Source organism: Streptomyces sp. NPDC044002 (genome assembly GCF_056434525.1).
The window spans coordinates 1-11,866 of record NZ_JBWKEZ010000078.1; the positions used below are offsets into that span (position 1 = coordinate 1).

The window sequence follows — 11,866 nt, forward strand, 5'->3', positions numbered from 1 at the left end:
CCCGGTGCCCGGAGACGGGCACGCCGGGTTCGGGAGGCGGCTCGGGGAAACCCACTGGTGGAAACACCAGCAGGGCGCCCCGAGTCGACCTCACCGACGGCCCTGTGGTGTTTGAGTCGATTGATCGTCCGCTCGACCTCGTTGCGTCGTTTGTAGAGCTCCTTGTCGAAGCCGGTGGGCCGGCCGCCCCTGCTGCCGCGGCGTTTGCGGTTGGCCCGCTGGTCCCTGGGCTCTGGGATCGTGTGCTTGATGTGGCGTCTTCGCAGGTGGCTGCGGTTGCGGCGTGAGCTGTATGCCTTGTCGCCGCTGACGTGGTCGGGTCTGGTGCGGGGGTGTCCGCCGCCAGGTCTGGCGACACGGATGCGAGCGAGGACTTCGGTGAACTGGGGCGCGTCGCTCCACTGTCCCGGTGTGACGAGCAGGGCCAGCGGGCGGCAGCCGCCCTCACTGGCGAGATGGATTTTGCAGGTCAGGCCGCCCCGGGACCGGCCGAGTCCCTCGTCGGGGCGGTGGTTTCGAGGCGTCGTTCTTTTTTCGGGACCCGTGGAGTGGTCTTGCGGGCTCCGGCCGCGTGCTGATGGGCCCGGCACGTGGTCGAGTCGACGCCGACCATGCTCCAGTCGAGTCGGCCCGCCAGGTCGGCATCGGCCTGGACCGCCCGCAGGATCCGGTCCCACGTGCCGTCGGCGGACCAGCGCCGATGGCGTTCATAGACCGTCTTCCAGCTGCCGTATCGCTCGGGAAGGTCCCGCCACGGGATCCCGGTCCGCACCCGGAACAGGATCCCGTTGACCACCTGCCGGTGATCGTTCCAGCGTCCTCCCCGCAGCCTGGCAATGGGCAGGTGCGGCTCAAGCCGCACCCACTCCGCGTTCGTCAGATCACCCCGCCCCATGCCCGGCCTAACGACCGGACAAGCCGACAGTCACAAGATCCGCCGGACAGAACCTAGAGGACCCGACCCTGGTGGTCCTGGACATCCAGAGTGTCCGTGCGGCAGCCGGGGTCCCTGCTTCCACGACGGGCCGGGACGCCGCGAAGCGGGTCACGGGCCGCAAGCGGGGCCTGGCCGTGGACGTGCTCGGCCTGGTCATCGCTGTCATCGTCCTCGCCGCGAACTCGCACGACAACACCGCTGGGGCGGCTCTGCTCGACCAGGTCACCGAGAACACGGGCGGCATCGTCGACAAAGCCCTGGTAGACCAGGGTTTCAAGAGCCAGGTCTTCACACACGGCGCCCGCCTGGGTTTCGATGTCGAGACTGTTCAGCGCAACCCGCAGACGGCGGGGTTCGTCCCGCAGCCCAAGCGATGGCGGGTTGAGCAGACCTACGGGACCCTGATACTGCACCGGCGTCTGGTCCGCGATTACGAACACCGCCCGGCCTCCTCCACCTCGCGCGTCTACTGGGCCATGACCCACGTCATGGCCCGCCGCCTCACCGGCGCGAATACCCCCACCTGGCGTGATCCGCGGACGGTGGCCGCATGAGCGTCCGGCCCCTCCTCGACGCGCTCGGCATTCAGGAGAACGCCGCCCAGGCCCTGGCCGACGGCCTCCGTGTCCAGATCGGCGAACTACAGGCCCAACTGCGGGAGGCCGAGACCCACCTCGAACACCTCGCGATCACACGGAAAACCGTCACCAGCCTCACCGACCTGATCCCGGACGCCTTGCCGGACCTGCCCGAGCACCCGGACTACCCCCGCATCCTCGCCGTATTCAACGCCGCGACCGGACCACTGACGGCCCGCGACACCTGCGTCGCGGTCGGCCATGAACCACTGCCGAAGAACATCGAAGGCACACGGGCCAAGCTAAAACGCCTGGTCAAGCTAGACATCCTCACCGAGGCCACGGCCGGCATCTTTCGCCAGGAAGCAATAGCCCACCAAGCACCACGCCCACCCCAACCCGGAAACGGGCATCACCTCACGAACCGCCCTCTGAGGTCGAGGCCGAGCTTCGCACACTCAAAACCAAACTGGCACGCGATCAAAGCAGGCTGCGCGCACTTCGGGCTGAGCAGGCACATGCGTGCATGCTCGCCGGCGAGCAGAGCCGACACGGTGCCCTGATGCTGGCGATCGAATGGGTCCTTCGGAGTGCGGACAAGGCGTTGACGGTCAACGAGATCGTCAAGGCTCTCGGGCGCTCCATGCAGGGAAAGGCGGGTCTCGCGGCAAGGGAGACGGTTCGAAAGAGCTGCAAGCGGCTGGCGGCGAGCGGACGCGTGATCCGGCGCCTGGAGTCAAGGCCCGCCACCTACAGCCTGCCGCCGCAGGTGCAGTGAGCGGGCTCGACCCTGCCCCGGCTCTCCCGTCAGATGTCCGTGCTCCGCACCTTGGGCCCGCCGCCCTCCGGCGGATCGGCTTCGCAGACGGCGACCAGGGTGACTTGAGCGGTCCATGACCAGGGATCCTGGGGCGGTTCCCAGCTCACCTCGACGTCGGCTCCGTGGAAGTCGCGCGCGAGTTCCGTCACGGTCCGGGCCGACGCGGCCCGCGCGTCGTGCGGGGCGGTGCCGGCGGGCACGTTCAGCCGCCCGCAGAGCATGCCGCCCTCCACGGTGAGGACGCTGTGGCGCCACCCCTCCGGCGTCGCCAACAGCACGATCCCCTTCGGCATGCCCCAGGCGGGCCGCCCCTTCTTCTCCCTCTTGCGTCTCGCCATGCGCCCATCCAACATCGCCGCGGTCGTGGCGATGAGGTGGGGGCCTGCTCGGCTCCTGCGGGCCGAGGCACCTCCATGGTGGTCTCCGTAACGGGTCCCGGTGGCAGTGTCAGTGCTCCGTGGCACTGTGCAGCCCATGATCGACATCTTCGAGGACCTCGACCGGATCGACTGGCCGTCCATGGGTCACGCCTACGGCACGGCCGAAGAAGTCCCGCTGTGGCTGGAACAGATGGCCTCGCCCGACCCCGACGTCCGGGAGCGCGGCTTCAGCAGCTTCTACGGCGCGGCCCACCACCAGGGTGACGTGTACGGGTGCACGGCCGCCAGCCTGCCGTTCCTCCTCGCGCTCGCCAGGGATCCCCGGGCACCCGACCGCGCGGCCGTCATCCAGCTCCTGCTCAGCATCGGCAGCAGGGCGCTGGACTGCGGCCCCGACCAGGTCTACTTCAGCCCGTCCGGCCACGAGTCGACGCCCTACGCGGATGTCGTGCCCCGGATGCGCGAGCGCGTCGAGGACTTCGTCCGGTACGCGGCCGACCCCGACCCGCGGGTACGGCAGGCCGCCGTCCCGGCCCTGGGGCTGTTCCTCGACGACGCCGACCGGGCCTTCGCCGTGCTGCGCGAGCGGCTGGCGGCCGAGAGCGGCACCATCGAGCGGCTCCTGGTCATCGAGACGGCCGCGACACTGGCCCGGCGGCTGCCGGCCGCGTACGGGCCGGTGACGAACTGGCTCGCCGCCCTGGAAGCCGACACCACAACCGCCGCCGACATCCGGCTCGCCTCCCTCGTCCACCGGAGCGCCTGCGCACCGGAGGAGATCGGCGCCGGCCTCGTCCCGACGGCGATCGACCTGCTCCGGCAGCTCACGCCCGAGCCCGCGCCCCGGAGCGAAGCCGAAGCCGCAGAAGCCGCAGAAGCCGCATCCGGAGCCGAAGCCCGAACGGCCGACTGCGGGCCATGCACGTGCGCGGACGTCCCAGCCGCACCGGCACCGGACCAGGACGTCCCGCCGCACATCGCCGCAGCCTTCGCCGACCTCGACCGGCACGGCCGCAGACACGCCCCGACCACCGAGCTGCTGACCACCCTCCACAGCGTCCTGGAGGCACGGATACCCGAGCGCACGGCCCTGCTGACCGCCCAACTCCGCAGCCCGGACCCGGCCACCCGCTACGACGCCATCGCCATGGCCAAGGGCCTGATCGACTCCTGGCGCGGCGACCACTCCGGCCTCGTCCGGCTGCTCGCCGACTGCCTGCTGCCCGAAGACCCGTACACCGCCGCCGAAGCGGCCGAGACCCTCGGCCGGCTCCCCGCCGCCCTCGCCGAACCCGCCCGCGAAGCCCTCGCCGCCCTCGTCGAAGCCCACCGCGCCACCCACGGGCCGGCCGTGTGGGCCACACCGCACCCCCTGCTGCGCCGCGCCCACCAGCAGGCCGTCACGGCACTGGCCCGCCTCGGCGACGAACGTGCCCTGCCCGGGCTGCTGACGGCACTGGACACCGACACCGATGCCTGGCGTGCGATCCAGGCCGCCGGCCACTTCCCCCACGCCGCCGGGGAACTGCTGCCCCGGCTGACCCGGCGCCTGGCCGACGCGGACTACTCCCGCGAGTGGACCTGGTCGGAACGCCGCGGGCTGGTCACCGCCCTCGGCAGGCTCGGCGACCCGGCCGCCGTGCCCGCACTCACCGCAGCCGTCACCGCCTCCCTCCGGCACGAGCAGTGGCACGGCGCGGCCGCGGCCGTGAGCGCGCTGGCCCGATTCGGCACCGGTGCCGCCTCCGCCCTGGACACGGTCCGCCCGCTCGCCGACGCCAAGGACCCCGAGGTGCGCTTCGCCGCAGCAGAAGCCCTGTGGTTCCTCGAACGCGACCCCGTGGACGCCGTACCGCGGCTGACCGAACTCCTCGAAACCCACAAACACCGCGACGCGGCCGATGTCCTCGGCCGGATCGGAGCACCGGCGGCCGCGGCCCTTCCCCTCCTGCGGCAGATGCTCGAAGCCGGGTACGAGTGGACCCGGGTCCACGCCGCCGCCGCGATCCACGCCATCGGCGGCCTGGCCGAGACGGAGCTCGTCCTGCCGGTGCTGCTGGAGGCCTGGGAGCAGAACGACTCGACCGCCGGCCACGTACTGGAGTGCCTGCAACGAATGGGCCCCGCAGCCGTTCCCGCCCTTCCCCGGATCCACGCGGAACTCGCCCTGGCCCGCCGCAGCGGCGGCCCCTTCACGAGCATCGAGGACGACGAGGCCCTCCTGCGCGCCGCCCGGGCTGTCATAGGCCGGCAGACCTGAGGCGAGTCCGCCCGCCCGGGCAGCGGCCGCCCGGGCGGGCGGGGACGAAGCGGTGACCCTGCGGGAGCACGTCTTGCTCCCGGACGGATCTGCCGCCGACCAGCAGGTGCCCGTCGTACCGGCCGGGAACACCCTCGCCCCCTTCACGCGGCTCGACATCGGAAGAAGCTCCTCCTTCCCCACCGAGCTGATCGAGCGCCAGGTCGGCCGCCTCAACAATGTGCAGCAGAACACCGTCTCCGCTGACGGGGCCGTCCGGGGTGACGGGAGCGGATGAGCCGCCGCTCGGGTGAGTCGTGTGCGGTCCGAGGTCACGAGGCGGAAGGACTGGAAGACCAACGGACAGCGGGCGATCTCGTCCTGCTACGGCACTGCCGGGCCCGACAGGTACCTGCCCTTGCGGTCGTGGGGCCATGCGTTGGACTTGCAGCCCGCCAGCCCCTTGAGCTGCTGCATCATCGCGGGGGCCGGCTTGCCCGGGGCCGGGCATGTTTCGTGGCCGCGGCCTATTTCGTGGCCGACCTCGTGGTTGATGATGAGCGCCCGGTACTCGGAGACTGGTCCATCGAACTGGGGCGAGCCCTGCTGCCACCGCTTGAGGTTGACCACGACGGTGTGGTTGGTGCTGCAGTTGGTCTCGCCGATCAGCTCGGGCGTGGTGATCTCGCACAGCCGGTTCGTGGTCTGCGGAGTGGCGATTCGTACGGTGAAGTCCACCGTGCCCTGCGCGGCCAGCTGGAAGCCGTACCGGTCGTCGCGGATCCACCCCCGCCGGTCCGCGAGGACCGTGTCCACCTCCCGCGCGGCCTGGTCGGCGTCCAGGCCGGAGCCGTCCTCGACCTCCACCCGGTAGCGCCGCACGGGCCCGTTGCCGCGCTTGTTGGCCGAGACATTGGCGGCGGTGAAGGTGCCCGCCCCGGACGGGGGCACGTCGCGGTGCGAGGTCCGGCTCGGGTCGGAGGTGGGCTGCGCCGGCGGTGACGTTGAGGGCGCTGCCGGGGCCGGGGAGGACGGCCCGGGGCGCAGAGCCGCCTGGGCCCCGGGCTCGTCCACCGGCGGGTCCACCCGGAGCAGGACCACCGCGACCCCGGCTCCGCCGGCCGCACAGGCCAGCCCCAGGACGGTGCGGCGGAGCCGTCTGCGGCGCTTGGTGCGGGCTTGGGCCCTGCGGGCGGAACTGCGTCCCGCGCTGCGTGTGCTGTTCGATTCGCGCATACATGTGCCGTCCGGAACGTGTCCGTTCGGCCTTCCCCCTGGATATTCGGTGCGTGGAACTGAGGTGACGGCAGTGCTCGGCGAAGCTGCTGAGCGTGCGTCCCTCGTGTTGCGAGAGCTGCGGAACCCTGCACGATCGCGATCTCAACGCGTCGCGTGTGATCCGCGCTGCCGGGCAGGATGACCACGAAGGGTGCCTCCCCGCAGTGCCGGTCGTAGATCACGAAGCGCTTGTGCGGTCACCACAAGGCGGGCCGGATCCCGCACGGGCAGGGATCCGAATCGGGATCGCAACGAGGACGGCGACTGGGACCGGTCCGAGCCGGCCCCCGCGTGGCGGTGAGGAAGTGCCTCAGCCCTTGGGAACGCGGAAGACGACGGTGCTGCACACCTTGTCGGCGAAAGTCTGCTTCTTGGAGTCCCACAGCGGCCAGAGCCAGCCGATGTGGCAGGGCAGGCTGTCGAGGATGTGGGCCAGCTTGCGGACGAAGGCCATGCCGAATCCGCAGGTGCGGCCGTCCGCCTCGCGGCGCAGGCTGATGCCGAGCGCCTTCTTGCCGATCGACTGCCCGGTGGAGCCTTCCTTGAAGAGCTGGAAGAACCCCATGACGACCGCGTACACGAGGCCGACGATGAAGAAGACACCGGGTTCGGCCGTGTCCGGGTCGGCGGCGGTGGCGAGGTCGACGAAGCCCAAGGCGTACATGGGTCCGAGGACGATCAGCGTGTCGAGGAGGTCCGCCCCGACGCGCAGCCCCCAGTGGGCCAGCTCGGGCATCCCGCCCGGCATACCGGGTACGGGGTGGGCACCGTACGGAGCCGGCTGCGGGAGCTGCTGGGGATACCCGTACTGCGGGGCGGCCTGCTGCGGGTAGCCGTACTGCGGCGGCACGCCCTGCGGGGCCTGCTGCGGGTGACCAGGCAGGCCCAGCGGGGGTTGCTGGCCGTGCGGGTTGTTCGGATCGCCGAAGCTCAAGGTGAGATCTCTTCGTTGTAGGGAAACGCGGACGACGTGCGGCAGAGCGGTCAGCACACATGCCGTTCGGGAAGCGGCTCGTCCACCCCGGGACACCTGCACCGGAGGGTTTTACACCGCACTGACACCCCCGGCCGGGCCGGCGGAACGAACCTCGGCCAGGGGGAGTCGACATCAGGCGTGCCCCTGATGTCAGTCGAGGACGTCGGGGATGGGGTCGGTGTTGCTGCGCTGGAGGGCGTTCTTGGAGCCGGCGGCCGGGCCGAGGGCCCAGTTGGAGAGGGCCATGGAGTCCATGTAGCGCTCTTCGTCGTTCAGCAGGACCCCGATGATGGTCTTGCCGTTGCGGGTGACGGAGAAGACGAGGCATTTGCCGGCGGGGGTGGTTCGGCCGGTCTTGATGCCGATCGCGCCTGGGTACGCGTAGCCGCCGTTGTTGCTCGGCTGGATCAGGAGGTTGGTGTTGCTCCAGCTGGCGACGGTGGCGGTGCCGCCGGTGCTGTAGGTGGTGGTCTTCACCAGGGTCTGGAAGAGGGGGATGGTCATCGCGTGCTGGGTGAGCTTCGCGAGGTCGCGTGGGCTGGTGAGGTTCTTCCCGGTCGGCGAGATGCCGTCGAAGGAGTCGTACTCGGTGTTGGCCAGGCCCAGCTCCTTCGCCTTGGCGTTCATCCTGGCGATGAAGTCCGCAGTACGGGCCGGCGTGCTCGCGCCCGTGCCGAACGTGTCCACGAGGGCGTAGGTGGCGTCGGAGCCCGACGGCAGCATCATCCCGTACAGCAGTTGTCGGATCGTTGGGGTCGCCCCGGCCCTCAGCTGAGCCGAGCTCGCGCCCTGCAGGTAGGTGTAATCCAGGTACTCCTGCTTGACGGTGACCTTCCGGTCGAGGTTGAGGTCCGGAAGGGAGGCGACCACCACGGCGGTCATGATCTTCGTGGTGCTCGCCATGGGGCGCTTGGTGTCGGCGTCCTTGGCCATGAGCGTGGCCCCGTTGGTGCCGTCGATCATGATTGCGCCGGCCGCGGTGTGGGCGGGTACGGGTGCGGCCTGGGCGGGAGCCGTGGCCGTGACCAGGGCACCGGTGGCGACGGCCGCGGCGAGCGCGCCCTTGGCGCGCCGCATCAGGTTGGAAATCACTTCAGTCCTTGATCGTGTTGAAGAGGCCGGACGGGAGGTGCCGAGGAGGCGCCTCCCGTCCGGAAGATCGTGTGACCGGACGGGGTGGTGCGGGGGTCAGCCGAAGGCCTTGATTCCCGACCACTCGGTACCCAGGACCGCCTGTACCGCACCGCCCGAGTCCTTGGCCGTCGGGTGGTAGACCCAGATGTAGCCGTTGGAGCCCTTGGCCCAGAGGTCCGGGATGCGGTCGCCGTTGACGTCGGGGGTGCTGATGGCGAGCGGGATGTTGGCCGGGGTCCAGCCCGCCCCGTAGATCACGTCCGTCTTGTCGCGGGATGCACCGGCGGTCGCGAGGGACAGCAGGTCGGTGCTGCCGGCGGCCGCGCTCGGCTTGCCGTATCGGAGCCAGAGGTTGCCGCTTTCGGGGCTGCGCCACACGAGGTCGGCCTTGCCGTCGAGGTCGATGTCCCCGACCGTGAGCAGCTCGCGGTCCGCGCCCCAGTAGCCGTCGTTCATGAGCGTCGCCTTCTGGAAGGCGCCTCCCGTGTACCCCTCCAGCGCCCAGAACGCCTTGCCGCTGCGCAGGAACAGCTCGGGCAGCTTGTCGCCGGTGAGGTCGCCGACCGCCATGATCTGCGTCCACTCGGCGGGGTTCGGTACGCCGGCCGGGAGCTTGACCGCGACGCGCTTGTCGACGTTGAAGCTGCCGTAGCCGTCGCCGGGGTAGATCCAGAAGTTGCCGTCGGGGGTGCGGGCGAAGAGGTCCGTGGTGCCGTCGCCGGGGTAGACGTCCGTCCGGTGGGTGATGAGGGCGGTCTTGCCGGTGGCCGGGTCGAACCAGTGGCCGGGCGGGTTCAGCTGTCCGTCGGTGGTGTACGAGGCCGCGAGCGACCCGTACATCTCACCTCCCTCGTCACCGGAGAACGTACGCAGGTTCCCCTGCGCGTCGATGGCCAGGAGGTCGGGGCGGCCGTCGCCGCCCACGTCGCCGGGGCCGTCGGCTTCCTGGCGCGGTGGCAGGTAGAAGACGTAGTCGGTGCGCTGGCTCCGGTTACCTGCCGCGTCGTAGGCGTGGACCAGGAGGGCGACGGGGCCCGAGTTGGTGGGCTTGAGGTCGGGGATGGTGGCCGCGCCGTTGACGGCGGGCACCTCCTTGATGTTCAGGCCCGCGAAGGAGTAGCTGAACTTGACGGCGTCGGCTGCCTTGAAGGTGACCGCTCCGGTCTGTCCGAAGCGGACCGTCGCCCAGGTCGCGCCGTCCGGGGTGGCGGGCTTGAACACCTGACTGGTCACCTCGGGTGCGGGCGGGCCACTGGCGTCCACGGTGACCCGGCACGGCTGGTCACCGGCCGGGAAGGAGGATGAGGCTGCGCCTTCGGAGTCCTCTGCCACCACGTCCCATGAGTAGGTCGCCTTGTCCGTGAGGGTGGCGGAGGGGATGGTGGTCGAGGCCCGGCCGTCGGCCTGCGGGGTGACCACGGTGCCGGCCGGGACCGGGTCGCCGTCCTTCCAGAACCGGAAGCGGACGCCCTTGAGGTTGCCGTCGTCGTCGGTGGCTTTGGCGGAGAGGACGAGGTTCGCCTTGGCGACGGGCTGGCCTGCGCCCGGGCCGGGAACGCACGCGCCGCCGGGGTTGGTGGTGCCGTCCACCGGCTCGCCCGGGGCGCGGTTGTACGTCACGGTGAGTTCGGCGGCGTCGGCCCTGAACGTGCGCCAGGTGTAGGTGTCGTTCTCGGAGACGGCGCGCATGCCGAGGGTGAGGTCGGGGGCGCCGGCGTTGGCGGCGTTCTGGGCGGCGTCTTTCACGTTGAAGCCGACGTAGTCGTCGGCGCAGCCGGGGCGGCCCTTGGCGAAGCTCTTCTCCTCCTGGAGGTTCAGCCAGTCCGGCTGCTTGTTCCAGGTGGTGCCCGAGGAGATGGCGCCGGTCCAGTGCAGGCGGTAGGTGCGCTCGTCGCAGGACCAGCTGTGGTTGTTGAGCACGCGGAAGGTGGCGCTGGTGAGTGCGGCGCCCCTGAGTCGCTCGTCGAAGCCCATGCGCCAGAAGGCGCGGGCGGTGCCGCCGGTCTGCTTCTCGTAGCCCACGCGGGCTTCCGGGGTGCCGTTGTTGAAGTTGGTGCCGTTGAAGAACGAGCTGTTCGGGTGCGGCTTGTAGGCCGTGGTCCAGGCCTGCTCTGCGCTGTTCATGGTCGGGTCGATGAACACCGGGAACAGGGTCGCCGGGTCCTTCAGGAGACCGGTCGCGTCGGCGTTGAGGCGGAGCCGTGCCTCGGACGTGCCGTTGCCCTCGACCGCGATCGGAAGCGGTGCCTGCCGGGAGCCCGGTTCCATGCCGGCCAGGCCGGACAGCTGCAGCACCTCGGCCGGGGAGCCGACGGCGGTGTGGCTCACGGGCCGGGGGTCTTCAGGGTCGCGGCCGGAGGAGTCCCAGGCGAAGGGGGTGGGCAGGGAGCCGATCTCCTTGCCCGACTTCGGGTCCACCACGGCGACGCGCTGGGCCTCGGTGTCGTGCTTGAAGACAGCGGTGGCGGAGCGCAGTCCGTACTCGGCGGTGGCGAGTTCGGGGCGGCCGGCTGCTTCCTTCGTCTTGACGATCAGGACCTGGGCGAAGCCGCCGTCCTGGCGGGCGACGAGCAGCAGGTCGACGCCGGGCAGGACTTCCGCGTACAGGGCGCGCGGGCCGTCGAGGACGGGCTTCGGCAGTGGGCCGGGCCAGGTGTAGGCGACGGTGTGGCCGACGAGGTCGACCTCGGCGAGGACGGAGGTCCGCGCGTCCTGGCCGGCGGGCTGGTTCCCGCCGGAGAAGCGGACGGGCAGCGGGGCGTTGGCCGGGCGGACGGAGAGTCCGTTGCCGTCCTTGGTCTCCGTGTCGTTGCCGAGCTTGGTGTCGATGGGGGCCCAGCGGCCCTCGGAGTTCTTGGCACGTTGCGGCAGGGCGGAGATCTGGGTGCGTAACTTGCCGTCGGGCTGGGACCAGGTCAGCGTCGTGGCGTTGGTCTCCGTGTCGACGGGGACGTCCTTGCCGGTCCGCCGGGATTCGGCGGCGGCGTTCTGCGCGTCGCGGGGGCCGGTGGAAGCGGGCTTGGCGTCACCGGGCGCCGCAGTCACGGTCGGTGGCGGGCCGTCGGGTTGCCACCAGGACAGCAGTGCTGCGGCTAAGGCGGCCACCACGAGGCCGATGGTGCACGTCAGCCGCGCGCGTGTACGCACCAAGGGGCTGAGAAGGCGGGGCATGGTCACTGCGGTCTACTCCCGTGGGGACCAATCGGATGGGGACAGCGCAAAGAGCCCCATACGGCTGACCGCGGGGCAGAAGGGCACGATCACACAGGCGTGGGGCCCCGTCCAGGCGCTCGATCTTTACTCATTCGTTACCGATACTTAGGGGAACGCCGCCCTGCGTGAGGTATTGGCCTGAACCAAGCGATAAAAGTTCCGATTCGGCTGCAACCCTGCGCAGTTGGCACATGTAAACCCTTGCTTGCACGGGAATTGCCCGAGAGGGTCCGAATCGCTCTGGAATATCCATACATCTCTCGTGATCAACGCCACAGACCGCTCGTGGCTGTGACGCTCCGTGTCCTTGC

General features: G+C 70.5%; 9 protein-coding genes and 2 pseudogenes. 5 read left to right on the forward strand and 6 right to left on the reverse strand.

Annotated features, from left to right (window positions below):
• Window positions 1-95: 95 nt before the first annotated feature.
• Window positions 96-895 (reverse strand): annotated as a pseudogene (locus AC07A6_RS35910) (IS5 family transposase); the annotation flags it as partial.
• 50 nt (window positions 896-945) lie between these two features.
• On the opposite strand from AC07A6_RS35910, the pseudogene AC07A6_RS35915 reads away from it, so the two are divergent.
• The 3 genes and pseudogenes from AC07A6_RS35915 to AC07A6_RS35925 all read left to right on the forward strand — a co-directional run.
• A pseudogene (locus tag AC07A6_RS35915) lies at window positions 946-1,491 on the forward strand (transposase); the annotation flags it as partial.
• Window positions 1,488-2,078 carry a hypothetical protein gene (locus AC07A6_RS35920; protein WP_478779910.1) on the forward strand — a complete coding sequence of 197 codons (591 nt, stop codon included), beginning with the start codon at window positions 1,488-1,490 and terminating at the stop codon, window positions 2,076-2,078. The pseudogene AC07A6_RS35915 and the gene AC07A6_RS35920, both read left to right, overlap by 4 nt.
• Window positions 2,078-2,293, forward strand: a complete 216-nt coding sequence (locus AC07A6_RS35925; protein WP_478779911.1) for a hypothetical protein — start codon at window positions 2,078-2,080, stop codon at window positions 2,291-2,293. The genes AC07A6_RS35920 and AC07A6_RS35925 overlap by 1 nt, the downstream gene beginning before the upstream one ends.
• Before the next feature lie 29 nt (window positions 2,294-2,322).
• Here AC07A6_RS35925 and AC07A6_RS35930 read toward each other — a convergent pair whose 3' ends face one another.
• Window positions 2,323-2,673, reverse strand: a complete 351-nt coding sequence (locus AC07A6_RS35930) for a hypothetical protein (protein ID WP_478779912.1) — start codon at window positions 2,671-2,673, stop codon at window positions 2,323-2,325.
• Between the two features lie 136 nt (window positions 2,674-2,809).
• Between AC07A6_RS35930 and AC07A6_RS35935 the strand changes: the two genes are divergently transcribed.
• Window positions 2,810-4,975 (forward strand): HEAT repeat domain-containing protein, encoded by a 2,166-nt coding sequence (locus AC07A6_RS35935; protein ID WP_478779913.1) that lies wholly within the window; start codon window positions 2,810-2,812, stop codon window positions 4,973-4,975.
• A 52-nt stretch (window positions 4,976-5,027) separates the two neighbouring features.
• On the forward strand, window positions 5,028-5,252 hold the full coding sequence (locus tag AC07A6_RS35940) for a hypothetical protein (protein ID WP_478779914.1): 225 nt from the start codon (window positions 5,028-5,030) through the stop codon (window positions 5,250-5,252).
• 86 nt (window positions 5,253-5,338) lie between these two features.
• On the opposite strand, the gene AC07A6_RS35945 is transcribed toward AC07A6_RS35940, so the two are convergent.
• The 4 genes from AC07A6_RS35945 to AC07A6_RS35960 all read right to left on the reverse strand — a co-directional run bounded on the left by AC07A6_RS35945 (window position 5,339) and on the right by AC07A6_RS35960 (window position 11,450).
• Window positions 5,339-6,190: a DUF3152 domain-containing protein gene (locus tag AC07A6_RS35945; RefSeq protein ID WP_478779915.1), complete on the reverse strand. Its 852-nt coding sequence runs from the start codon at window positions 6,188-6,190 to the stop codon at window positions 5,339-5,341.
• Between the two features lie 352 nt (window positions 6,191-6,542).
• A complete protein-coding gene (locus AC07A6_RS35950) occupies window positions 6,543-7,166 on the reverse strand; it encodes an RDD family protein (protein ID WP_478779916.1) in 624 nt (207 codons plus the stop codon).
• Between the two features lie 192 nt (window positions 7,167-7,358).
• Complete coding sequence (locus AC07A6_RS35955; RefSeq protein WP_478779917.1) at window positions 7,359-8,300, reverse strand: D-alanyl-D-alanine carboxypeptidase family protein; 942 nt, start codon at window positions 8,298-8,300, stop codon at window positions 7,359-7,361.
• Between the two features lie 96 nt (window positions 8,301-8,396).
• On the reverse strand, window positions 8,397-11,450 hold the full coding sequence (locus AC07A6_RS35960; protein WP_478779918.1) for a DNRLRE domain-containing protein: 3,054 nt from the start codon (window positions 11,448-11,450) through the stop codon (window positions 8,397-8,399).
• Window positions 11,451-11,866 lie beyond the last annotated feature (416 nt).